This is a genomic window from Thermobifida fusca YX, from assembly GCF_000012405.1.
Lineage (GTDB): Bacteria > Actinomycetota > Actinomycetes > Streptosporangiales > Streptosporangiaceae > Thermobifida > Thermobifida fusca.
The window spans coordinates 1,462,786-1,485,992 of the sequence record NC_007333.1; the positions used below are offsets into that span (position 1 = coordinate 1,462,786).

Annotated in this window: 22 protein-coding genes and 1 riboswitch; of the genes, 13 read left to right on the top strand and 9 right to left on the bottom strand. The window is 66.7% G+C overall.

Annotation, left to right across the window (positions count from 1 at the left end):
• Nucleotides 1-50: 50 nt before the first annotated feature.
• The 3 genes from TFU_RS06270 (at nt 51) to TFU_RS06280 (ending at nt 2,443) form a co-directional block, all read left to right on the top strand.
• Nucleotides 51-707 (top strand): class I SAM-dependent methyltransferase, encoded by a 657-nt coding sequence (locus tag TFU_RS06270; protein ID WP_016188563.1) that lies wholly within the window; start codon nt 51-53, stop codon nt 705-707.
• A 327-nt stretch (nt 708-1,034) separates the two neighbouring features.
• A complete protein-coding gene (locus tag TFU_RS06275; RefSeq protein ID WP_011291700.1) occupies nt 1,035-1,787 on the top strand; it encodes an enoyl-CoA hydratase/isomerase family protein in 753 nt (250 codons plus the stop codon).
• A 122-nt stretch (nt 1,788-1,909) separates the two neighbouring features.
• Complete coding sequence (locus tag TFU_RS06280; RefSeq protein WP_016188565.1) at nt 1,910-2,443, top strand: sugar O-acetyltransferase; 534 nt, start codon at nt 1,910-1,912, stop codon at nt 2,441-2,443.
• A gap of 27 nt (nt 2,444-2,470) precedes the next feature.
• Here TFU_RS06280 and TFU_RS06285 read toward each other — a convergent pair whose 3' ends face one another.
• Complete coding sequence (locus tag TFU_RS06285; RefSeq protein ID WP_011291702.1) at nt 2,471-2,785, bottom strand: DMT family transporter; 315 nt, start codon at nt 2,783-2,785, stop codon at nt 2,471-2,473.
• Between the two features lie 25 nt (nt 2,786-2,810).
• Nucleotides 2,811-2,872, bottom strand: a riboswitch (guanidine-III (ykkC-III) riboswitch).
• 384 nt (nt 2,873-3,256) lie between these two features.
• Here TFU_RS06285 and TFU_RS06290 point away from each other — a divergent pair.
• The gene (locus tag TFU_RS06290) at nt 3,257-3,958 is read left to right on the top strand and encodes a TetR/AcrR family transcriptional regulator (protein ID WP_011291703.1); all 702 of its coding nucleotides are present in this window, start codon (nt 3,257-3,259) and stop codon (nt 3,956-3,958) included.
• A 646-nt stretch (nt 3,959-4,604) separates the two neighbouring features.
• Here TFU_RS06290 and TFU_RS06295 read toward each other — a convergent pair.
• Complete coding sequence (locus TFU_RS06295; protein ID WP_011291704.1) at nt 4,605-5,882, bottom strand: hemolysin family protein; 1,278 nt, start codon at nt 5,880-5,882, stop codon at nt 4,605-4,607.
• A 179-nt stretch (nt 5,883-6,061) separates the two neighbouring features.
• On the opposite strand from TFU_RS06295, the gene TFU_RS06300 reads away from it, so the two are divergent.
• The 4 genes from TFU_RS06300 (at nt 6,062) to TFU_RS06315 (ending at nt 9,828) form a co-directional block, all read left to right on the top strand.
• Nucleotides 6,062-6,646: a general stress protein gene (locus TFU_RS06300; protein ID WP_011291705.1), complete on the top strand. Its 585-nt coding sequence runs from the start codon at nt 6,062-6,064 to the stop codon at nt 6,644-6,646.
• Nucleotides 6,647-6,979: 333 nt separating this feature from the next.
• Nucleotides 6,980-7,858: an NAD(P)-dependent oxidoreductase gene (locus tag TFU_RS06305; protein WP_011291706.1), complete on the top strand. Its 879-nt coding sequence runs from the start codon at nt 6,980-6,982 to the stop codon at nt 7,856-7,858.
• A gap of 176 nt (nt 7,859-8,034) precedes the next feature.
• A complete protein-coding gene (locus TFU_RS06310) occupies nt 8,035-8,910 on the top strand; it encodes a helix-turn-helix domain-containing protein (protein ID WP_041427908.1) in 876 nt (291 codons plus the stop codon).
• A gap of 246 nt (nt 8,911-9,156) precedes the next feature.
• Nucleotides 9,157-9,828, top strand: a complete 672-nt coding sequence (locus TFU_RS06315) for a DsbA family oxidoreductase (protein WP_011291708.1) — start codon at nt 9,157-9,159, stop codon at nt 9,826-9,828.
• 91 nt (nt 9,829-9,919) lie between these two features.
• On the opposite strand, the gene TFU_RS06320 is transcribed toward TFU_RS06315, so the two are convergent.
• The 7 genes from TFU_RS06320 to TFU_RS06350 all read right to left on the bottom strand — a co-directional run bounded on the left by TFU_RS06320 (nt 9,920) and on the right by TFU_RS06350 (nt 18,520).
• Complete coding sequence (locus TFU_RS06320; protein WP_011291709.1) at nt 9,920-10,588, bottom strand: lytic polysaccharide monooxygenase auxiliary activity family 9 protein; 669 nt, start codon at nt 10,586-10,588, stop codon at nt 9,920-9,922.
• Nucleotides 10,589-10,805: 217 nt separating this feature from the next.
• Nucleotides 10,806-11,894: a hypothetical protein gene (locus tag TFU_RS06325; protein ID WP_011291710.1), complete on the bottom strand. Its 1,089-nt coding sequence runs from the start codon at nt 11,892-11,894 to the stop codon at nt 10,806-10,808.
• A gap of 240 nt (nt 11,895-12,134) precedes the next feature.
• Nucleotides 12,135-13,214 carry a Zn-dependent alcohol dehydrogenase gene (locus tag TFU_RS06330; RefSeq protein ID WP_011291711.1) on the bottom strand — a complete coding sequence of 360 codons (1,080 nt, stop codon included), beginning with the start codon at nt 13,212-13,214 and terminating at the stop codon, nt 12,135-12,137.
• 173 nt (nt 13,215-13,387) lie between these two features.
• Nucleotides 13,388-15,145, bottom strand: a complete 1,758-nt coding sequence (locus tag TFU_RS06335) for a SpoIIE family protein phosphatase (protein ID WP_011291712.1) — start codon at nt 15,143-15,145, stop codon at nt 13,388-13,390.
• A gap of 132 nt (nt 15,146-15,277) precedes the next feature.
• Nucleotides 15,278-15,820 carry a hypothetical protein gene (locus TFU_RS06340; RefSeq protein ID WP_016188571.1) on the bottom strand — a complete coding sequence of 181 codons (543 nt, stop codon included), beginning with the start codon at nt 15,818-15,820 and terminating at the stop codon, nt 15,278-15,280.
• Between the two features lie 237 nt (nt 15,821-16,057).
• Nucleotides 16,058-17,248 (bottom strand): NAD(P)/FAD-dependent oxidoreductase, encoded by a 1,191-nt coding sequence (locus TFU_RS06345; protein WP_011291714.1) that lies wholly within the window; start codon nt 17,246-17,248, stop codon nt 16,058-16,060.
• A 21-nt stretch (nt 17,249-17,269) separates the two neighbouring features.
• The gene (locus TFU_RS06350) at nt 17,270-18,520 is read right to left on the bottom strand and encodes a cytochrome P450 (RefSeq protein ID WP_016188572.1); all 1,251 of its coding nucleotides are present in this window, start codon (nt 18,518-18,520) and stop codon (nt 17,270-17,272) included.
• A gap of 189 nt (nt 18,521-18,709) precedes the next feature.
• On the opposite strand from TFU_RS06350, the gene TFU_RS06355 reads away from it, so the two are divergent.
• The 5 genes from TFU_RS06355 to TFU_RS06375 all read left to right on the top strand — a co-directional run bounded on the left by TFU_RS06355 (nt 18,710) and on the right by TFU_RS06375 (nt 23,175).
• Entirely contained in the window at nt 18,710-18,901 is a 192-nt protein-coding gene (locus tag TFU_RS06355) for a ferredoxin (protein ID WP_011291716.1), read from the top strand.
• A 154-nt stretch (nt 18,902-19,055) separates the two neighbouring features.
• Nucleotides 19,056-20,024, top strand: coding sequence for a zinc-binding dehydrogenase (locus TFU_RS06360; protein ID WP_011291717.1), 969 nt, complete (start codon nt 19,056-19,058; stop codon nt 20,022-20,024).
• A 263-nt stretch (nt 20,025-20,287) separates the two neighbouring features.
• Nucleotides 20,288-21,022 (top strand): FadR/GntR family transcriptional regulator, encoded by a 735-nt coding sequence (locus tag TFU_RS06365; RefSeq protein WP_011291718.1) that lies wholly within the window; start codon nt 20,288-20,290, stop codon nt 21,020-21,022.
• 170 nt (nt 21,023-21,192) lie between these two features.
• The gene (locus tag TFU_RS06370) at nt 21,193-22,386 is read left to right on the top strand and encodes a thiolase family protein (protein ID WP_011291719.1); all 1,194 of its coding nucleotides are present in this window, start codon (nt 21,193-21,195) and stop codon (nt 22,384-22,386) included.
• 30 nt (nt 22,387-22,416) lie between these two features.
• On the top strand, nt 22,417-23,175 hold the full coding sequence (locus TFU_RS06375) for an SDR family NAD(P)-dependent oxidoreductase (RefSeq protein ID WP_011291720.1): 759 nt from the start codon (nt 22,417-22,419) through the stop codon (nt 23,173-23,175).
• The last annotated feature ends 32 nt before the right edge of the window (nt 23,176-23,207 follow it).

The window sequence follows — 23,207 nt, forward strand, 5'->3', positions numbered from 1 at the left end:
TTCGGACAGTCAAGGAAGACCACCGTGCTGGAGTTTGGTGTGCTAGGGGCATGACTGGACTGCTGCGGCGGTTGCACGCTGTGCTTGACGAGTTCAACGCCGCCTATCCGTGGGACCACAACGCCTACTACCACCGGTGGATTCTGCGGCAGCTCCCCCCGCGTTTCGGTCGTGCTCTCGATGCCGGATCCGGGAGCGGTGACCTGGCCCGGCTGCTGGCTGGGCGTGCGGATCGGGTGTGCGGGATCGATATCGACCCGGTGATCACTGCCCGGGCGCGGGAGCTCACCGATCCCGCGGCACCCGTGGTTTTCACGGTCGGTGATGTGCTCACCGATACCCCCGCAGGCCCCTATGACGTGGTGACGTGCGTGGCAGCAGTGCACCACATGCCGTTGGCTGAGGCGCTCACCTGTTTTCGGGATCTGCTCGCCCCGGGAGGCACCCTGGTGGTCGTGGGCTTGTATCGGGCGCACGACCCGATTGACGTCTTGTTGGACGGTGTCTCGGTTGTGCTCAACCCGCTGATTGGCTGGGTGCGTCACCGGGGACGCCGTGCGCCGCGGCCGGTGTCTATGACTGCGGTGACCACGCCCGCCACCATGACGTTCGCGGAGATCGTTGCGGAGGCCCGGCGCGTCCTGCCAAGGGCACGGCTGCGCCGTCGGCTGTTGTGGCGCTACACCCTGGTGTGGCGGAAACCGTGACCGCGGGCCCGGGCAGCCGCGAATCCGGTGTCTTCTGGGCTACCGGCACCTGACCGGTAGCCCGGGGCGCGGCAGTGTCCCGGGAGACGGGGCCGGTGCTGTCGGGCACGGCCCCTGGGAGCAGGGTGCGGGAGGGGCGTTACCGATCAGTGACGGGGTGGTGTCGGTGTGGAGGCGGGGCAGCAGACTGCCCGGGGGCGCCGCTGGGGTGCGGGGGCGGGGCGGCCTAGTGTGGCGCTGGTAATCCCCGTGGCGGTGCCGCTGGCGAAGTGTTTTCGGGCCCGCCACTGGAAGACAGCAGGATTCGAGGGGAAGGTGGTGGGTCGGATGAGTGGTGTGCGCTGCGTGGTGGACGGGGGGATTGCGCGGATCACGCTTGCCCGTCCGGACGCGTCGAACTCGGTGGACATGGCGGCCGCACGGGCTTTTGGGGAGGCGGTTGACCAGGCCGGGGACCCGGCGGTTCGGGTGGTGCTCCTCACCGGCGAGGGGAAGCGGTTCTGTGCCGGCGGGGACGTGGCGTCGATGATGGCGGCTGAGGACCGGTCGGGGTATTTGAACGAGCTCGCTGCCACGCTGGGCGACGGGCTGCTGCGGTTGACAGAGTTGGCTAAGCCGGTGGTGGCCGCGGTGCACGGGGCGGTCGCCGGGGCCGGTCTCGCGTTCGTGCTCACCGCTGACCTGGTGGTGGCGGCGCGTTCCACCAAGTTCCTCATGGCCTATGCCGGGGTGGGGTTGACGCCTGACTGCGGGGTGTCTTATCTGCTTCCCCGAGCGGTCGGGCAGCAGCGGGCGTTGGAGATGGCCTTGATGAACCGGCCGTTGACCGCAGAGGAGGCACGCGAGTGGGGACTGGTCACCGAAGTGGTTGATGACGAGGCGGCGGTCAGCCGGGCAGAAGAGGTCGCCGCGCAGCTTGCTGCGGGGCCCGCGTTTGCTCTCGGCCAGGCGAAGCGGCTGCTCCGCTCGTCGTGGACGGTGTCACCGCAGCAGAGTGTCACTGATGAGGCGGAGACGATCAGCCGCGCGATCGGTACCGATGATGCGGCCCGGTTGATTGACGCGTTCTTGAAGCGCTAACCGTCGGGTGCGGCATCCCGCGGCTGGGCGGGGTGCCGCGGACAGGCAGGGCGCAAGTAGGCTGGGGCAGGCATTCCGCTGGGCGGAAACGGGAGGCGACTGTGGCAGGGCAGAAGGAACGCATGCTCGCAGGCGAACTGTACATTGCCGACGATCCTGAGCTGGCGGCTGACCTGCGGCGGGCGATGAAGCTGATGGAGCGGTTCAACACGGCTCCTGCGGAGGACGCTGACGGGCGGCGGGCGATCCTGGCGGAACTGTTGGGTGAGGTCGGGGAGGATGTGGAGATCCGCCCGCCGCTGTACGTGGACTACGGCTACCAGATCAGTATCGGACCGCGGACGTTCGTCAATTTCGGGGCGGTCATGTTGGACGTGGCGCCGATCCGGATCGGCGCTGACACGCAGATCGGCCCGAACGTGCAGTTGTTGACCCCCACCCATCCGTTGGATCCCGAGTTGCGGCGCGCCAAGTGGGAGGCGGCCGAGCCCATCACGATCGGGGAGAACGTGTGGCTGGGCGGCGGCGTCATCGTCTGCCCAGGGGTGACGATCGGCGACAACACGGTGGTGGGCGCGGGGGCGGTGGTCACCCGTGACCTTCCGGCGAACGTGGTCGCGGTGGGGAATCCTGCGCGGGTGATCCGCGAGCTTTAGAACCGTGTGGGCTCGGCGGGAAGCGGCTTATTCCAGTACTCGAAGCCCGACGATGCCGCTGATGATGAGCAGGAGGCAGCAGATTTTCGCCACGCTCACGGCTTCGCCGAGCCAGACCATGCCGACGGTGGCGGTGCCGACCGCGCCGATACCGACCCATACCGCGTAGCCGGTGCCGACGGGGATGGATTTGAGGGCCAGGGACAGGCCAACCATGCTGAGCACCATGGCGACGAGGAAGATCACCGAGGGCCAGAGCCGGGTGAAGCCGCGTGAGGCGTCGAGCGCGATCGCCCATACGGTTTCGAGGAGTCCGGACAAGATAAGGAGCAGCCAGGCCATCTCCGCCTCCGAGTCGTAGGGAAGTGCCGCGCCGTCTTGTCCTGACCGGGTACGGCGCACCTCGTCCGGGGCTGAGGCTCGGGGCCCCGCCGTCGGATCAGGTTAACGGAGCGGGGTGAGTGGTCATGCCGGCGGTGGGCCGGGACGGGGTTTGGTGGACCGTGCGGGCTGCACGCGGGTGCGGCGGGGTGGGGTGAGCGGGGCGTCTGGTGCCTGTGGTCTGCGAAGGGCTCTCTTGCGGGCAGGTGCAGGGGCTGTGGCTGGTGCAGCTGGCCTGCGCAGAGGGTTCGCCTGTGAGAAGAGCCATTCTTGATGGGCGGTAGAAAAGCGCTCCAAAAACGGGTTAAGGCAACTGGTTATTTGCGCGATGCCAACTGGTCAATCCCTTCAAAGCGAAATCCAAACTACGGTTGGTGGGGGGAACGTTTAAATGCCTGAATAATGGCTGGGACAGGAGTAGGGTTCCCCCTGATGACACGGAGGTATGAGGGGAAGATCGTGAAAGAGGCAGAGTCGCATGCGCTCACCGAGGAATTCTTGATCCGACCGCCACGTCAGGAGCGGAGCCGTCGAGCGTGGGCGCGGGTGCTGGAGGCCGGTGCTTCCCTGTTCGAAGAAGGCGGGTATGAGGCGTTCACCATTGCGGCTGTCTGTGAGCGCGCTAAGGTTGCCCCTCGGGCTATCTACGACCGCACTCCCAGCAAGGATGCGCTTCTCGTTGCTGTCTACGAGTACTGGGTGAACCGGGTCTGGGAGGAGATGCGGATTTTTGACGACGAGGAGCAGTGGATCGGTCTTGACGGTCCTGAACTAGTCACACGGCTCTTCACGGAGCTCGGCAGCATCCTTCGTCGCCACGAGTCCTTCACCCGGTCACTCATGGCTCTTTCACCCACTACCCACGACAGGATCTACCGGCGGGTCCAGTGGTACAACAGGCAGCTCATCGACCGGCTCACCAACCTGTTGCTGCTGGCAAAACCGCAGATCACGCACAGTGATCCGGAGACAGCGGTGCAGATGTGCCTGATTGCTGTCTACTCCGCGCTGATCGTGCACGTCGGGTGCGGCGCAGTGCTGGCGCCGGCTTCTCTCGACCGTGACGATTTCAACCGGCATCTCGCGGAGATGGCGCTGCGCTACCTGCTGGGAGCGGAGCCGCAAGCAGCGTGAGGGGAGCTCGGGAGCAGAGGCTAGACACCAAGGAAAATAGCCACAGGTAATGACACCCAGCGTTTTCTTCTCTGGAAGATTTTTCTCGGCTGCCGATGCGGAAAGGGTGAGAGCGAAGGGGGAGAATGGCTCTCCGGCGTTTCCGAAGCGCTGTTTTCGTTTTTGGTGGAGCCGAAGCTGTGTGAAGAAGCCTCAAGGAGCCTCCCGTTGCTGGAGTTGTGCAAGGATTTCAGCACAGTACCTCGGAGACTATTGGCGCTAGTGCGTCTTCCTGGTGCAAAGTCGAGGCGACTGAGCTGGCTGGTTGCTAAAGTGTGTCGATTTTAGCGAAGAAAGATCCTCGACAGTGGCTGATTTATCCCTTCGTGGGGATCGATAGGCCTTTTGTTCCTCGACGTCGAGCACTGATGCGTACTGTCCGTTCCGGTTTTCGTAGGGCGGGGGGAAGTATGAGACGGGTTCAATTTCTGTGAGAACCGTTTTCCGGGTTCCGTTCAGCCCGCCCTGGGACGCGGTCAGCGGTGTCCCAACGGGACGCCTGCGTGGTGCAAGCTCCCCTGCACCGAGAGACGAAGGTGGAGGGGAGCTGTGTTGTGCGGGCGGTTCGCGCTTTTCTGTCGCCGGTGGCCCGGCACGTTAATAGCGGTCACTCCGGCGTTGCGTGCGGGCTGAGCACGACTTCGGTGATGGCCCGGCCGTTCACAGCTGCGACCGTGGCAGTCCACGAGCCCAAGACCACCTGCTCCCCGGGTTTCTCGGGGATGTGGCCGAGCTGGGCTAGCAGCATCCCGGCCACGGTGACGTAGTCGCCTGCGGGCCGGTCGGTGAGGTGCACGTCCAGCTCGGGGAGTTCGTGCACGGGGAACGTGCCGGGCAGCCGCAAAGAACCGTCGGGCAGCCGGGTAACGGCGCGGGGAGCCGTGTCCGTTTCGTCGTAGATGTCTCCCACGATCTCCTCGAGCAGGTCTTCGAGGCTGACGATGCCGTCGATCGCTCCCGTGCCGTCGACGACGAGCGCCAAGTGCTGGCGTTCCGCGATCATGCGTTCCAAAGCCAGGGAGACCGGCAGGGAGTCGGCGAGCAGCAGCGGGGCGCGAGCGGCTGCGCGAGCGCTGCCTTCCCCCCGCAGCAGATCCGCCCAGTGCGCGACTCCCACCACGGTTTCCAGGTCGTCGTCAGCGACGACCGGGGCCCGGGAATGCCCGTGCTCGGCGAGGAAACGTGCCGCGTCCTGGGCGGGCATGGACGCGGGGACGACAACGACGTCGCGGCGGGGGATGAGGACGTGTCGCAGGTTCCGGTCGGCGATCTCGAACGCCCCGGTGAGAATGGTGCGCTGTTTGCGGGTGATGTTGGGCTGGGTGGCGAGCAGGTCACGCAGCTCCTCTTGCGACATTTCTTCCCGGGTGGCTGCCGGGTCGCCTCCGCTGAGCCGTACCACCAGGTCGGTGGAGACGCTGAGGAGCCACACCGCGGGCCGAGACAGCACGGAGAGCAGGGTGAGCGGCCGGGAGATGAGCACCGCCCAGGTTTCCGCCCGCTGCATGGCGATGCGTTTGGGAGCGAGCTCCCCGAAGACCAGGGTGATGAAAGTCAGCGCTACGGTGACCAGCACGATCGCCACGGGCGGGGCAGCTGTGCCGAAGACTGTGCTGAGCGGCGGAATCAACGGCTGGGCGAGGGAGACCGCAGCGGTCGCGGAGGCAAGGAACCCGGCCAAGGTGATACCGATCTGAATGGTGGCCAGGAACCGGTTGGGGTCGCGGGCGAGGCGTGCCACAGCACGCCCGCCTGCCCCGCGCCGCTCGAGCTGCCGTAGCTGGCTTTCCCGCAGGGTGACGAGCGCGATCTCGCTGCCCGCGAAGACCGCGTTCGTCAACACCAGAACTGCGACGAGCGCGAGTTGAACCGTGTAGTTCTCCATGGGGCCTCTTCGGACGGTGCCCCGTGGCCTCTACCCGCGGACATCAAAAGAGCAACACGCTGCGCGCAGGGGAGCACGGCTTTCCGGACGGTGGGGTGCACGGGATAACAGGACAGCCAGCGGATACCGTACGGGGCTGCTGCCTGCCGGTTCGCGGGCAAGAGGCGGGAAGTAGGCGGGTGGATGATTGGACCGCGCCGCTGGGGGCAGCCGTGCCAGAGAACGCGGAACCGCTGTGCGGTCCCGCCCAGGTGGACGAGTCCACGGAGGCGATGATGAACGGTCCCGAGTTCAACGCTCCCTCCGGCAGCATCCCCGCGCAGCGAGGACAGCGGCGGATCGCGAGCTATGCCACGTACGCGGAAGCGCAGCGGCTAGTCGATCGGATGTCCGACCGGGGATTTCCCGTGGAGCATGTGCGCATCATCGGGGACGGTGTGCGCACAGTGGAGCAGGTCACCGGGCGGATGACCAAGGTGAAAGCGGCCCTGGCCGGCGCAGGGACAGGGGCCTGGCTCGGCCTGTTCGTCGGCCTGCTGTTCGGCTTGTTCGCGATCGGCCCGGCATGGTTCTGGGTGATCCTGGTCAGCGTGGCGATCGGTGCGCTCTGGGGTGCGGTCTTCGGGTTTGCTGCGCATTGGGCGACCCGGGGGCAGCGGGACTTCTCCAGCGTGCAGAGCCTGCAGGCAGAGCGCTACGACGTCTACGTCAATGCCATGCACGCTGCGCAGGCAGAACGTTTCCGCCAGGAAGCGAACCTCTAGCCTGCTGGCGGGCGCTGCCAGGCGAAAAACGGCAGCACCGGGAAGACACCTGTGCCCAGACCGGCTGTCCCGCGGGACGGCCGACGAGGCGTCTCGGAACACCTCATCGCGGTTCCTCTCGACTGACAAGGACGCCACCGCTGCCTAGATCCTGCTCGTGGAACGGGCACGGGTACCCCGCGTGGGCGCGCGGCTACGCGGACTTGGTAGGGATGGTGGTGGCCCGGCGGACGCGCCGAGCGAGGGCCGGGGCGGTCCCGCTGATCCGCAGTGGTCCCCGGTCGCGCAGCGCGTCGCCGCGAACTGATCCGAGTGGAGAGGAACCGCAGCGCTATGGCCCGTATCGCTTTCATCGGACTGGGCATCATGGGAAGCCCGATGGCCGTCCACTTCCACAATGCTGGACACCAGGTTGTCGGGTACAACCGCACTCCCGCGAAGACGAAGGCTTTGGTGGAGGCCGGAGGAACCGCTGCGGCAAGCGTCTCCGAGGCGGTCGCCGATGCGGACGTGGTCGCGCTCATGGTCACCGACACGCCTGACGTGGTCGAGGTTCTCACCGGTGCGGGCGGCGTGTTCGAGACGGCCAAGCCTGGCACGCTGATCATCGACTTTTCCACAATCCGCCCCGATGTGACCGCTGATCTTGCCGCCCAGGCCCGCAGCAGGGGATTGCGCATGGTTGACGCCCCGGTGTCCGGGGGCGAGGTGGGCGCGCAGAACGCGACCCTGTCCATCATGGTTGGCGGCACCGAGGAGGATTTCGCGGCCGCCCGACCGTTCCTCGAAGTGGTCGGAAAGACGATCGTGCACGTGGGGCCGAGCGGTTCGGGGCAGACGGTGAAGGCCGCCAACCAGCTCATTGTGGCGGGGCATCTGGCGGTGCTCGCCGAAGCGATCGTCTTCTTGGAAGCCTACGGGGTGGATGTGTCGGCCGCTCTGGACGTCCTCGGCGGCGGGCTGGCGCGCTCCGCGATCATGGAGCACAAGGCTGAGCTGATGCGTCGCCGCTCGTTCACGCCGGGGTTCCGGCTCGACCTGCACCACAAGGATCTCGGCATTGTCACGACAGCTGCCCGGGAAGCCGGGGTGGTGATTCCTGTGGCGGCTGCGGCCGCGCAGCTCATTGCGGCAGCGCGCGCAAACGGTGACGGCGACCTGGACCATTCTGCGCTTTTCCGCACGATTGCTCGGCTCTCCGGGCGGGACTGAGCCACGCGTGCAGCGCCGTGCCCCGGCCGGTGGAGTCCGTCTGGCAGGGCAGGAGTACGGCGTGGCTGGGCTGCGTGAATGCAGCGGCCCAGCCACCTGACCGAATCGGGCATACAAGATCGGGCGGGGCCGCGGGGGCTCCTTCTAGCGTGAAACAGCAGAGGAAGGAGATCCAGGTGCTGGACCGGCTCAACCAGGCCATGGAGTACATCGAGCGCCACCTCGACCAGCGGATCGAGGGTGCTGAGCTGGCGCAGATCGCGGCCACGTCGGAGTACCACATGCGGCGGCTCTTTTCTGCACTGGCGGGGATGCCGCTGTCGGAGTACATCCGACGGCGGCGGCTCACCGTTGCCGGAGCCGAAGTGCTGGCGGGGGACCGCACCCTGCTCGACATTGCCGTGCGCTACGGCTACGGCTCGGCGGAGGCGTTTGCGCGGGCGTTCCGCGCCATGCACGGGGTAGGGCCGGGGGAGGCCCGGCGCACCGGTGCGCCTTTGCGCTCCCAACCTCGGATGTCCTTCCGGCTCGTCGTTGAAGGGAGCACAGACATGCGATACCGGATTGTGGAGAAGGACGCTTTCCAGGTGGTTGGGAAGAAGGCGCGCGTGCCTCTCGTCTATGAGGGGCCTAACCCGGCCATCGTCGAGTTTGTGCGGAGTATCGACCCTGGGACACTGCAGCGGCTGGCGGAACTGTCCGATCAGGAGCCGCGGGGAGTGGTCGCAGCTGTTGCCAACATCGCCGGTGAGCGGGTGAGCGCACCGGAAGGCACCGAACTGGACTACTACCACGGGGTGGTCACTAGTGCGCCAGCACCCGAGGACATGGCGGTGCTGCCCGTGGCGGCAGGGCTGTGGGCGGTGTTCGAAGTGGAGGGAGAGGCGCCGTACGCCATCCAATACCTGTGGCGGGACGTGTTCACCCAGTGGTTTCCCGCCAACCCCTACCAGAGTGTGCCGGGGCCGGAACTGTTGCGCACCACGATGTCGCAGGACGGAGCCTATGTAGAAGCCGAACTGTGGGTCCCGGTGGAGCGGGTCGAACGGTGAAGCGGGAAGAGGACGCGAGCCGGGGCTGTTGATGACAGTGGCCGACTGCGGTGCGGTCGGCCACTGATACCCCCGTAAGCACCGGTGAGTGAGGATGTTGATGGAGACGCCGCAGCTTCCAGAGACACCGTCTGCTGGATCCCGCGACCCGCACGAGGACCTGGAGGCTCCTTCACCGCCCCCCGGGAACGGACTGGTCATCGTCGGGGAGAGTGACGCCCCGACCTGCACGGACGGGGTGTGCTGGTGAGCGCCCCGGACCGGGCTGTGACCGTCGAGGTCTGGTCGGATGTGGTGTGCCCGTGGTGCTACATCGGCAAGCGCCGCCTGGAGCGTGCCTTGGCGCAGTTCGAGCACGCCGATGAGGTGGAGGTCGTCTGGCGGAGCTTCCAGCTCGACCCGACGTTCCCCGCAGGGGTCCGCCAGCCTGTGCCGCAGATGCTGGCGGAGAAGATCGGCGGCACACTCGAGCAGGTCCGGCAGATGAACGCGAGGGTCACCGCATTGGCCGCGGAGGAGGGCCTGGAGTACCGCCTCGAACAGGCCACGATGGTGAACACGTTCGACGCCCACCGCTTGACCCATCTGGCCAAGGCGCATGGCAAGGGGGATGCCGCGCACGAGCGGCTGCTGCGCGCCCAACTGGTGGAGGCGCAGGTCCTCGACGACGCGGACACGCTGGTCCGGTTGGGTGTGGAGATCGGGCTTCCCGAGGAGGAGACCCGCCGGGTAGTGGCGGGGGACGATTACGCCCAGCAGGTGCGGGACGATTTCGCGGCGGCACGCACCCTCGGGGTGCGCGGGGTGCCGTTCTTCGCGTTGAACCGGGCGTTTGCGGTGTCCGGCGCTCAGCCCGTGGAGACGTTCGTGTCCGCGCTGCGCGCCGCCTACACCCGCGCTCGGCCCGCCCCAAGCTGAGGACGTCGGGCCGAGCCCGGGTGAGAGAAGGAAGGGCCCCGCCGGTGTGGCTGCCGGCGGGGCCTGCACTGTTCCGGTCAGACCTGGTGCATCAGACGAAGTTCACGTCGCTGCACAGGTAGTAGGTCTGGTCCATGTGCGAGGCCTTCCAGATGGTGAAGACCACGTGGCGGCCGCTGCGGTTGGGGGCGTGGACCGTGAACTGGATGTTCTGGGCCGGGGGGTAGCTGCCGGTCTGGTGCACCAGTTCCAGGCTGTCCCAGGTCAGCGGCTGGGTGGTCGGGTCGAAGCCCTGCTTGGTGACGTAGACCAGGAAGTAGTCTGCGCCGTGGCTGGCCTGGTCGTACAGGTGGATGGTGAAGGTGTTGTTGACGTCGGTGGTCTTCCACGGGCCTACGGCGTCCATGGAGCGGTAGCGGCCGCCTTCGGTGAGGCCACCGCTGCACAGCTGGCCGTCGGGGAGGGCAGCCCGGTGGTTGCCGCCGACCCAGTCGCGGTACAGGCCGTTCCAGTTCCACATGGCGTTGGGGTTGTCCTGCCAGGCCTGCCAGCACATGGGGTCTTCGTACTGCATGTTGGGGTTGAGGTGGTCGTGGCCCCAACGCAGCCAGCAACCGTAGTTACGGGTCGCGGGGTTGATGACCGACCCGTGGGCGGACGCGGGGGCGGTCCACTGGGTCAGCCCGAGAAGGGCTGTGAAGAGGACCGCGAGAGCCCGTACTGTCCACCGGTGTTTCCCGGTACGAGAGTAACGATGCATTAGTGTTCTCCAAATTTCCGGATGTGGGGGCTCCGGGCATGGGAACGCTCCCATGCTGAGAGAAATATTACTAATTGGAATTGATCAAAAACAGAGAGTGATAAAAATAAGAGAATATTTCCCTTTTGTTTCATAAGTCGGATTTTTTAAATAAAATGACAGAAGTGAAATGGGTGATGATTTGGGAGGTTATGTCCCCCGGGAGTCCTGCAGCGCGTCAGTCCTGCTCGGGAGAGGACAGCACATCGGCGGCCTGTGCCAGCCACTGGCCTGCAGCCAGGGCGTCGCGGATGCTGGCGTCGCGGGCCTCGCGGATCGCCTCCAGGTCTGCGGCTGTGGCCAAGTGGTCGACGCCGAGCTGTGCCGCGGTGGCTTCGGCGAGCAGCTCCCCGTAGGCGCTGTCCCGGCTCCGTGCTTCCTCGATCTGCTCCCACTCGCGCTGCCGCTGCACGGCCAGGCGCACTTTCTCCCCGTAGTCGACGATGGCAGCGACCCGCCGCTCGATCGCCTCGTGCACTGCGCGGATCGCCTCCCGCTGGGGCCGCAGTGACGCGCGCACGGTGGCAGAGACGGCGTTCTCCTCGCGTTCCGCCAGCTCAGCACTGAGTTTCTGCTGCTGGTAGAGCAGGCGCGCCAGCTGCCACTCTTGATCTTGCACGATCATCGATGCCTGCTGGCCGTCGAAGGCTTCGCCGAGGGCCGCCGCGGACTCCTCGATGAGACGTCGAGTCCGCTGGACATGCAGCAGGAGTGTCTGCCCGTACTCGTCGAAGTCGTCGGGAATGAAATAGCGGTCGTGGTGCGTGCGGGGAGAGTCGTCCGCGACGAGCACACCGATCGTCACCAGAATCCCCAGGAGGGCGGTGACAACGGAGGCCAGGATGACAATACCGTCGTGGCCCAGCCAATCTCCAAAGGTGATCAGGCCACCAAAAAGGAAAAAGGCAGCTATCCCTCCCAGCCAACCGCGGACGCGGAAAGCAGCCACAATCCCTGCGAGCATGAGCAGCGTGGCGATCACAGCGAAGAAATCCATGAAAGTGGAAACCGCCCACGCCACTGCTGCAGTAGCCCCTGCGGTCAGGGCCACAAGGAAGACCGCGCTGACTGCTCTGCCCCCGGCAGAGCGCGGTCTGACCTCTTCGCCCCTGGTGCGGCTGGGCTTCTTCTCGGCAGGAAGCAAAGAGCCGGTGCGACGGGCGAGCCGCTCTCTTACCTCGGCAGGCAGTTCGGGGTCGAAGATCGGGAGTAGTTGCGCGACTCCCTCATCCTCGTGCTTGTCGTGGGAGGACATCGCGACTGGCACTCTCTTTCCCAGCTTCCTGTTCGAGAGGACGGGATGCTGTGGGATCCCGAATGCCTTCGATGCTCTATGGCGCGGAAGACCGCGTCAAATCTCGGGGACGTTGCCGGGAGCTTCCAGGGCGGAGAGCGGGGTGCGGTGCGCCCTCCGTGCCAGTACGGTTGGGGCCTCCCCGCGGGGAGGCCCCAACCGTACTGAGAGGACGAGGAAGTGTGAGAGGAAAAGCCAGGCCGTCGGCAGCGATCAGAAGGTGAGGACCGTGCGTGCGCCGAGCGGGTTGTCGAGGGCGGCCAGGGCGCTGTTGACCTCGCTGAGGGGCACCCGGGCGGTGAGGAGTTCGTCGAGTTTGAGGCGGCCGTCCAGGTAGAGCTGGCAGTAGAAGGGGATGTCGATCCGGGGGCGGGCAGAGCCCATCTTGGATCCCTGGAGGCGTTTTTCCAGCAGCAGGTCGGTGGCGCGGATGCTCACCTGCACCTCGGGGTGGGCCACACCCACGACGGTGGCGGTGCCCTTGGTGTCGAGCATCCGGAAGGCCTGCTCCATGGTCGCGGCGATGCCGACCACTTCAATGGCGTGGTCGACTCCGCCGCCGGTCAGTTCGCGCACGGCCTCCACCGGATCGGTGGTGCTGGCGTCGATGGTGTGGGTGGCGCCGAATTGCCGGGCGAGGTCGAGTTTGTCGGCGAGCCGGTCGATGGCGATGATCTGCGCGGCCCCGCACAGTCGGGCTCCTTGGATCACGTTGAGGCCCACACCGCCACAGCCGATAACGGCCACAGTCTGACCGGATTGCACCTGGGCGGCGTTGCGTACCGCGCCCATGCCGGTGATGACGGAGCAGCCGAGGAGGGCGGCGCGGTCGAGCGGCATCTCCTCGGGCAGTTTGACGACGGCGCCTTCGTAGACGAGGACCTGTTCTGCGAATCCGCCGAGGCCGACGAACGGTTCGACGGGGGTGTCGCCTTGGGAGAGCCGCGGCGGCTGGCCGGGGTCTCTGGAGCGGCGCTTGTGCGCGCAGTGCTGGAGTTCGCCGCGCATGCACCAGCGGCAGGTGCCGCAGAAGGCGGAAGCACAGGTCACCACGTGGTCGCCGGGTTCGACGGCGGTGACGGCGCTGCCTACCCGTTCCACGATTCCTGCGACTTCGTGGCCGAGGATGAGGGGCAGGGGAAGGTCGTTGGCTCCCTGCTGCATGGTCCGGTCGGTGTGGCAGACACCGGAGGCTGCGACGCGGATGAGGACTTCGTCGGGGGCGGGCTCGGAGACAGTGACGTCCTCGATCACTAGGTCCTTGCGGAACTCGTGCAGGACGGCTGCTTTCATCAACGCTCCCAGAGGGGTCGGCAATGAGACGCAGATAACAATATATTGCTTATTATTAATTTCATAGATGTGAGTGATCTGAGTCTCATTGGGTGCTGGAGAGTGCGGGCAGCCGCCCGCCGCACCGAAGCCTGCGGCACGCCCAGCCTAAGAAGCGGGCGCGGGCCTCGGGATCAGGTGGGGGATGCGCTGTTGATCTGCGTCTTCGGGGTGCACGGGACCATCTGAGGGTCGGTGACACGGAGCGCGAGGAGCGCCACGTCGTCGTCGTGGCCCGCGGCACGGACCCGGGAGATGAGCCCGTCGCACAAGTCCGCAAGGGAGGAGTGCGCCAGGCGGGCAGCGTGGTCGCGCAGCGACTCCAGGCCGGTGTCGATAGGGCGCGCAGCCGATTCGACCAGGCCGTCGCTGTAGAACACCACGGTGGTCGACGGTGTCAGGGTGGTGGTGAAGTTCTGGCGACGCGCAAAGGGGACGACGCCGAGCAGAGGGTCATTCTCCGCGTCGAGAAAGCGGCTGTGGCCGTCGCGGTCGAGCAGCAGCGGGGGCGGATGCCCAGCATTGGTCCAGGCCAACTGCCATGAAGAGTCCGCTGTCCGTTCCAGCCGGGCGAAGATGAGGGTGGCCATGGTGGGGGCGTCCAAAGTGACCAGCGCCTGGTCGAGCCGGGAGACGATCTCCCCGGGGGTGGACGTGTGGTCCCAGGCGAAAGCGCGCAGCATACTGCGGATCTCGGCCATCTGGGCGGCCGAGCGCAGGTCGTGTCCTGTCACGTCGCCGAGCACCATGGTGAGCGTGCCGTCCGCCAAGGTGAACGCGTCATACCAGTCGCCGCCGACCCGGGAGGACTGGGGTGCAGGGTAGTAGCGTGCCTCCATTTCGAGTCCGGGGATGCGGGGAAGCTGCGGCAGCAGGTAGCGCTGCATGGTTTCTGCGACTCGGCGCTGCTGCTCGTAGTCGAGGGCGAGCCCGGCCTGGTGGGCGATGTCGTCGACCAGGGTGATCTCGGTGGAGGTGAAGTCGGGACGCTCCTTGGAACGGCCGAGGGTCAGCACGCCGAGGATGCTGCCGCCCCGGCCGCGCAGCGGAGCGGCGATCGCGGAATGCATCCCCGTGGTGGCGAACAGTCGCCGCTGCACCACGGCCATCTCCGCGTCCGGGGGCACGCTGTAGTCTTCGGGGCTGATCCGGGACACCGGGGCGCCTTTGAGGACCCGGGAGAGCGGCATCTGCGACTCCGGGGGAACCGGTGGGAGCGAGCCTTCCAGTTCTTCGACCCGCACGTGGCGGTTGTCGTGGTAGTGTATCGCCGCGGCCCGGCGGACGTGGCCGTGTTCGTCGATCAAATCCACGATGGCCCAGTCGGCGAGGCGCGGCAGCACCAACTGCACGACTTGGCGCAGGGCTTCCGCGATCTCCACATGGGAGGTCAGCACCGTGGTGGTTGCGGAGATCAGCGACAGGTTCGCGGTCAGCGCTGCCACATGGTCGGGGTCGTACGTGCCGAACATTTCAGGGTCGAAGACCCGTTCGTGGAACAGCACCGCCGTCCCCGGATCTCCGTTCTCCAACCGGTAGGGGGCGACCAGCCACACCACCGGCAGCAGTCCGCCGTCGCCGCACATGAACCATGCGCTGCCCGCACGGATGGTGAATTCGTGCTGGTAGTCCTGGGTCAGTTTGCACTCCTGGGGCGACAGCAGGGTGCCGTTTGCGCTCCGATGCAGTGCGTCATGCGCGTTGCTGCCGACCAGAAGCGCTGCGGACCAGCGCAGGATCTCTTCAGCACGCGGGTTCACTGAGACGATGCGCTCTTGTGCGTCGGTGACGTAGATCCCGATGTCCAGGCCGGTCAGGACCTTTTCGACAAGCAGCGGGTCTGCAGCGGCGGCCTGGCCACTGCGCTTGCCGTGCTCTGCCTGGTGTCTCATGCCGGAACTCTCCGCGCAGGTGCGACTGCTCCTCCAACGCCGTTCCTCTGCCCCGGCCGCAGAGCAATAACCCCGGGCATAGGGCTGGGGCGGTGCCCGGCACCGCCCCAGCCCTGCTGTGGTCGGGGCTGGTCAGGCGCAGTGGTCGTAGACGCTGACCCCGGAGAGCTCGTCGTTGCCGACCCTGCCGTACGGGAAGTTGCCCGCCCGGTTCTTCGGGAAGAACGCGGCCGGCTCGGTGCCTGGAGCGTGGACGTGGAAGTAGCCGCAGAACCCGTAGGAGGCCCACGAGCTCGCCTGGTCGTTGAATTTCTGCGGGATGTAGTACAGCCCGGGTTCGACAAAGTAGAGGTGCCAGCCTTCGCGTTCAGCCCGCGACCCCCACGGCCCGTGCTCCGCGACCACGACGTATGGGACGTAGTCGTCGTCGCAGCGGCCATGGTGGTGGTGTCCGCAGTGGTGGTGGCCGCTGCCGCGGTTCGAGGCCATGGTGTCCCGGGCAGGCTGGAGGCATTCCGCGGAATCGGCGTCCCCGCCGTTAGGGACCAGGGTTACCGCACAGTTCGGCAAGATCACCGGCTGGTGGTCGACCTCGGCCGCGGCGTTGGGCGTGCTCGTGGAGACCAGCACACCGGTCAGGAGTCCGGTGAGAGCAAGAGTGATGGAACGGCGCATGACTCCCCCAATGTCACGTCTCTTAGTGACCTTATGGTTACATAGCGTTCCTATTGGTGGGAGTCTTCGTAGCCGTGTCGCCCTCGTTTCCCCGCGGGACAGGGCAGCAGGACCCTGGGAGAAGAGGTGGGGCGGGCGCCAGGAGTCCCACCTCACCTGGCAGGAGCGCACAAAGAACCGTCCCCGGTGCTGGGGGATCAGCACCGGGGACGGTAGCGGCGGTATCCCCTGGAGAGGTCAACGCCCGCGAGGTGGAGCGAGTTTGGCCTGCGGGTCGCGCAGGGCGGCCTCGTCAGGGCGGGCTCCCGCGGCGATGGCCATGCGCGCGTCGATCATCAGCCGCGGCGCGTCGATGCTCAGGTGCGCGGTGAGGCGCCCCTCGGCATCCACCCAGGCTGCGGCCCACTGCGGGGTGCCGTCGCCCCGGATGACCAGCGTGTCCTCCGGGCTGTGGTGTCCCACGTACTGGATCTTGTGACCGAACTGGTCACTCCAGAAGTAGGGCACCGGATCGTGGACAGGCAGCGGGTCCTGGCTGGACGGGTCGTGGAGCAGAACGCCAGCGAGAGTGCGGGCTGCTTCTCGCGCGTCGTCCCAGTGCTCGACCCGGATCCGGGTGTTCCACCGCGGCGACCAGCGCACCGCGACGTCGCCGAGGGCGTAGATGCCCGGCAGGGAGGTGCGCAGGTGCTCGTCCACGACCACCCCGGTGTCCAGTGCGATCCCCGAACCGGACAGCCAGTCGACGGCCGGACGTACCCCGATCCCGGTGACGACCACGTCGGCGTCCACCTGCTCGCCGTTGGCGAGCTGCACCCCGGTCTCGGTGACCTCGGCGACTCCCGTGTCCAGCCGCAAGTCCACCTCCGACCACCAGGGCAGGAAGCGCTGGCCTACGTCTGCACCAAGCGCAGCGGAGAGGGGAGCGGGCCCTGCTTCGATGCAGGTCACCGAGCATCCCCGGCGCAGGGCCGCGGTTGCGACCTCGGCGCTGATCCAGCTCGCTCCCACCAGGACCACCCGCTGTCCGGGCTTGAGTTCGGCCCGGAGCTGGGCCGCGTCCTCCACGGTGCGGACCGTGAACTGGCGTCCCGGGCCGGGCAGCCGGATCGGGGAGGCCCCGGTGGCGATGACGAGCGCGTCGTAGGACAGCTCTCCGTCAGTGGTCTGCACGGTGCGCGCATCGGGGACGAGCCCGGTGGCGGCGACCCCGAGCCGCACGTCCACCGACAACTGGGCGTAGTCGGTGGGGAAGGTGGAGTCGTGCTCCTCCTCAAGAAGTGCAGCCTTCGACAGCGGCGGCCGGTCGTAGGGGGGATGCGGCTCGGCGCAGAGCATGACCAGCTCGCCCTCGTATCCCCGGCTGCGGAGCTGTTCGCAGGTTCGGGAGGCGGCGAGGCCGCCTCCCACAATGACGATCCGTTCCATAGTGGGCGTTGGCGTGCGGGATCAGCCGATGACCGCTTCGGACAGGGGAAGCACCCGCTTGCCGGGGGTGAACTTGGCGGGGATGCTCCGGAAGCCCACGTTGGTGCCCTGGTCGTGGAAGGGCACCAGGGCGTCGAAGTCGATCGTGTAGTCGGGCATGCGGGTGAGGATCTCCTGCAGCAGCCGCTTGGCCATGAACCGGCCGAGGTGGGAGCCCGCGCACCGGTGGACACCGATACCGAAGGCGACGTGGCGGTTGGGCCACCGGTGGATGTCGATGGTGTCGGGGTTCTCGAACTGCTCTTCGTCCCGGTTGGCCGACGCCCACGAGAGGAGGACCCGGTCGCCCTTCTTCATCGAGCAGCCGTGGAACTCGACGTCGCGGGTGACGGTGCGGGCCAGAGCCTGCGTGGGGGAGAAGACCCGGAGGAACTCCTCCACAGCGCGGTCGAGCAGGCTCAGGTCGTCGATGAGTTCCTGGCGGACGTCGGGGTTCTTGGCCAGCCAGACGAGGGCCTGACTCACCAGCGAAGCCGTGGTTCCGGTGCCGCCGGAGACGAGCAGGTCGACCATGGCGAAGACCTCCTCGTCGGTGATGGGACGGTCGTCGACCTTCTGCGACACCAGGAAGCTGATGACGTCGTCCTTGGGCTCCTGGCGGCGGGCCCGGATGGTGTCCCACATCTGCTGGGACAGGGCGGGAAGCTCCACTTCGACGGCGTGCCGGAACGCCTCGCTGTCCTGGGGCTCGGCCAGGGTGGCGCGGTGGGCGTCAGCGTAGCGCTTCCAGTCCTTCACGGGCAGGCCCAGCCAGTCGATGGTGACGATCGCGGGCACACCGATGATCGTGGTGAAGTCGCACTCGCCCTTTTCGATGACGCTGTCGACGAAGGCGACGGTGTACCGCTCCACCATCTCCTTCATCCGTTCCACCGCGGCGGGCGCGGTGACCTGGTTGACGATCTTGCGGTACTTCCGGAACTCCGGCGGGTCGACCTCGATGGGAATGTGGTGGTACATCGGGGTCGGGGGGATGACGATGGCCAGCCCGTCAGTGCCCGCCGCCTCACGGGTGGAGGAGAACAGGTCGTCGTCGCGGGCGGCGTCGAAGACGCTCTGGTAGTCCGACAGCACCCAGTAGCCGCCGTGGGCCTCGGTCCAGCCGCGCTTGTGGGTCTGCCGCAGCGCGCGGTAGGCGCCCACCGGGTCCTTGGCGTGCTCCGGAGAGTGGTGATCGAAGTGGATCACCGGGCAACGCGTGGGGTTGCTCATGCTGTGTGCCCTTTCCTGTCCTGGTTCGTGCGCGGAAGTCCGTTGTGAGCTGTGCGGATATGGTCTGTGACGAGATCTCGTATGGTGTGTGATCTTTATTGCGGTCCTGGTGATAATCGTTATACTCAAAAGCATTAATGTCAAGATGGCCAGGGAGAATAGGGATCTCTGGTCCCTAAGGAGGGCAACATGCGCGTCCGAGTCGACGGAAAGCAGTGCCAAGGGCACGGTGTGTGCTACATGACCGCGCCCGACGTGTTTGCGCCGCGCGAAGAAGACGGGCACGCCTACGTGCTCCACGAAGAGGTGGGCCCCGAACTGGAGGCGGCGGCCCGGGATGGAGCCGAGGCCTGCCCGGAGCGGGCCATCACCGTCGAGTGAGATCGTCGGACGCGGGGCCGCGTCTCTTCTTCTCTTAAGAAAAGAGGCGGGCCCCGGCGAACCTGCCCTTTGACGCGGTGCCGTGCCGGGAAGCCCACGGAGCGACATCTATACTCCGGCACACGGATGCGCTCGCGACCCGAGGGGAAAGTCAATGTTCGCCGTCTACGCCGAGAGTTTCTCGTCCGATGACCCGCTGTCTGCGCTGCGCCTGGGGGAGCGTCCCGACCCCGAACCCCCAGCGGGCTGGACGGTGGTCACGGTCCGGGCCGCGTCGCTCAACCACCACGACGTCTGGTCGCTGCGCGGGGTGGGTCTGCGCGAAGAGCAGCTGCCGATGATCCTCGGCTGCGACGCTGCCGGGTACGACGAGGACGGCAACGAAGTCGTGGTCCACGCTGTCATCAGCAGCCCGGACTGGGTGGGGGATGAAACCCTCGACCCGCACCGCTCGCTGCTCAGCGAACGGTACCAGGGGACGTTCGCGGAAAAAGTGGCTGTTCCCCGACGCAACCTCGTCCCCAAGCCCCGGTCGCTCTCCTTCGAGGAGGCTGCCTGCCTGCCGACCGCGTGGCTGACCGCCTACCGCATGCTGTTCACCCAGGCTGAACTCAAGCCCGGCGACAGCGTGCTGGTGCAGGGCGCGGGTGGGGGAGTGGCGACCGCGCTGATCGCGCTGGGCCGGGCCGCGGGGCTGCGGGTCTTTGCGACGAGCCGGGATGCCGCTAAACGCGAACGCGCCCGTGAACTGGGCGCCCACGATACTTTTGCGCCCGGCGAACGGCTTCCCGTGCGGGTGGATGCGGTCATGGAGACGGTCGGCCGGGCGACCTGGTCGCACTCGGTCAAGTCGCTGCGTCCCGGGGGCACGGTCGTCATTGCAGGGACCACCTCGGGGCCCCAGCCGGACAACGCCGAGCTGACCCGGATCTTCTTCAAGCAGATGCGGGTGCAGGGTTCCACGATGGGCAGCCGACGGGAGCTCGAGCAGTTGCTGAGCTTCCTCGACCTCACCGGAGTTCGGCCGGTCATCCACGACACGATGCCGTTGGAGCGGGCGCGCGACGGGTTCGCCGCCATGGTGGCAGGCGACCTGTTCGGCAAGATCGTCTTCACGCGGTAGGCCCGACGCCGTTTCGGCAGCGACCCAGTGGGGTCGTGTTGCTCCCGGGACGGTTTCGCGCTACGTAGTGGGTGGTTCGCCATTGTGTTCTGACATGGCGCCACCCTTTTTTCTTTGCCGTAGCGCAATCTCTAGCACTCTGTGCTTGAGATGTTGCTTTTCGTATTACTAGGAAGCTAAATTAGTTTAACTATGCGTATCATTAATCTATCTGGCGATAATCACGCCGCCAGAGGATCGACCCCGAAGTGGAGGTGCTTGCCATGGCCCACCCACCCCTGAGGCCACAGAAGACAGCGATGCTGGTCGCCCAGCAGATCGTCGCCGACATCCACCGGCGCGGAAACAGGGTGGGTGACCGACTCCCCCCGGAGCGGGTGATGCTCGACGAGTACTCCGTGGGGCGAGGAACCCTCCGTGAATCGCTGCGCTTCCTGGAACTGCAAGGGGTCATTTCACTGCGGCCGGGTCCCGGGGGCGGTCCGATCGTCCAGCAGCCGGATGCGAGCAGCCTCACGACCACGCTGACGTTACTCATGCAGTTCGAGAAGGCGCCTTTCCGGACGATCACCGAGGCGCGCACCGCGCTGGAGCCCATGATGGCCCGCCTGGCTTCGGAGCGCATGAGCGACGAGAAGCTCAAAGAGCTCAAAGAGAGCGTGGACATGATGCGCGACAACCTGGAAGACCAGGAGGTCTTCCTGGAGCAGAACCGGCGCTTCCACGACCTCATCGCCCACGGCTCCGGCAACGTGATGTTCGGGTATCTCGTGGACTCCCTGCTCGGCATCCTCGACGGTTCGGCTATCGGTATCGACTATCCCCAGTTCCGTCGGGCCGCAGTGCACAAGGCCCATCTGAACATCTACGAGGCGATCGCCTCTCGTGATCCGGAAGCCTCGGCTGAAGCGATGGCGCAGCACATTCACGAGTACGTCCGCTACGCCGAGAAGAAGTTCCCCGAGGTGCTCGACGCTCCTATCGTGTGGAGCTCTTGAGCTTCCCCGCTGCCGCGCGCTCCGCAGCAGTGAACAGTGCTCCCATGGGGGAGCGCTGGACGGCGACAGAGTGGCGGTGGTGGCACGCCTCCCGTCTTCCCTGGTCACGTCAGAGCGTCGCGCTGTGCCTACATATAGACGAATGATCCAAATCATGATAAGAAATACGTATGGCAAAAGCGCGATCCAACGATGTGGTCATCGTCGACGCGGTGCGCACCGCCGCCGGTCGCGGACGTGAGGGCGGAGCCCTCGCCGACGTCCACCCGGTGGACCTGCTCGCCCAGACGCTCCGCCAACTGATTTCGCGCCACGACCTCGACCCGGGGACCGTGGACGACGTCATCATTGGCTGTGTGTCGCAGGTGGGCGAGCAGTCGGCGACCCCCGGACGCATGGCCTGGCTTGGCGCTGGTTTCCCCACCCATGTGCCGGCGACAACGATCGACCGCAAGTGCGGCTCCAGTCAGCAGGCAGTCCACTTTGCCGCCCAAGGCATCATGGCCGGCGTCTACGACATCGTGGTCGCCGGCGGTGTCGAGTCGATGAGCCGCGTCGTCATGGGTTCCGCGCGTATGGGCGCTGACCCCTACGGCACCCTCGTCGCCAAGCGCTACCACCCGGGCCTCGTCTCCCAGGGAGTGGCGGCCGAACTGGTCGCGGCGCGCTGGAACCTGGACCGCACCGCGCTGGACGAGTACTCGGTCCGCTCCCACACGCTGGCCGCCCAAACCCAAGAAGCAGGACTGTTCGACCGGGAGATCATCCCGGTGGAGACGCCGTCCGGCACGGTCAACCGCGACGAGACGATCCGCCCCAACAGCACCGTCGAGAAACTCGCCACCCTCAAAACCGTCTTCGGCACCCCCGAGCTGTCCGAGCGTTTCCCGGAGATCGAGTGGCGGATCACCGCGGGCAACTCCTCCCAGATCACGGACGGGGCCAGTGCGCTGCTGCTGATGAGCCGCGCCAAGTGCGAAGAGCTCGGCTACACCCCGCGTGCCCGCATCCACTCCATGGCGGTGTGCGGTGACGACCCGCTGCTCATGCTGACGGCCCCCATCCCCGCCACCCGGAAGGTCCTGGAACGCTCCGGCCTTTCGCTGTCCGACATCGACCACGTCGAGATCAACGAAGCCTTCGCTCCGGTCCCCCTGGCCTGGCTCTCCGAGTTCGACATCGACATCGACAAGGTCAACCCCCGGGGCGGCGCGATCGCGCTAGGCCACCCGCTCGGCGCCTCGGGCGCGCGGCTGATGACCACGATGCTGCACGCCCTGGAAGACAACGACCAGCAGTTCGGCCTGCAACTGATGTGCGAGGCCGGCGGTATGGCCAACGCCACCATCATCGAACGCATCTGACCGCGACCACTGACTTTCGGAGGAGACAGCGTGGACGTCAACGGAGCTTCCGTCGTCGTGACCGGAGGGGCTTCCGGGCTGGGAGCCGCGACCGCGGCACGGCTGGCGAAGCAGGGAGCCCACGTGGTCATCATCGACCTGCCGCAGTCCAAGGGCGCGGAGGTCGCCAAGGAGATCGGCGGGCAGTTCGGCCCCGCGGACGTGACCGACACCGACGCGGTCAACGCCGCGCTCGACCTCGCCGAAGCCAAGGCCCCGCTGCGCGCCCTGGTGCACTGCGCGGGACGCGGCGCCACCGTGCGCGTGGTGGAGAAGGACGGCAGCCCCGGGTCTATGGAGACCTATGAGGAGATCGTCCGGGTCAACCTCTTCGGCACGTTCAACATGCTGCGTCTGGCCGCCGCCCGGATGGCGAAGAACGACGTCGTCGACGAGGAGCGCGGCGTGTGCGTGCTGACCGCCTCGGTCGCCGCCTACGAGGGGCAGATCGGGCAGATCCCCTACGCCTCGGCCAAGGCCGGTGTGGTGGGTATGACCCTCGTGGCCGCCCGCGACCTGGCGTCGAAGAAGATCCGGGTCGCCACCATCGCCCCCGGGGTGTTCGACACGCCGATCCTCAGCCGCTTCCCGCAGGAGCTCCGCGACGCCCTCGGCAAGTCGGTGCCGCACCCCAACCGGCTGGGCCACGTCGACGAGTACGCCATGCTCGCCCACCACATCATCGAGAACAAGATGATCAACGGCGAGGTGATCCGCCTCGACGGTGCCCTGCGCATGAGCGCGCGCTAACGGAGAGCCCCGACCGCACAGCGTCCCGCCGC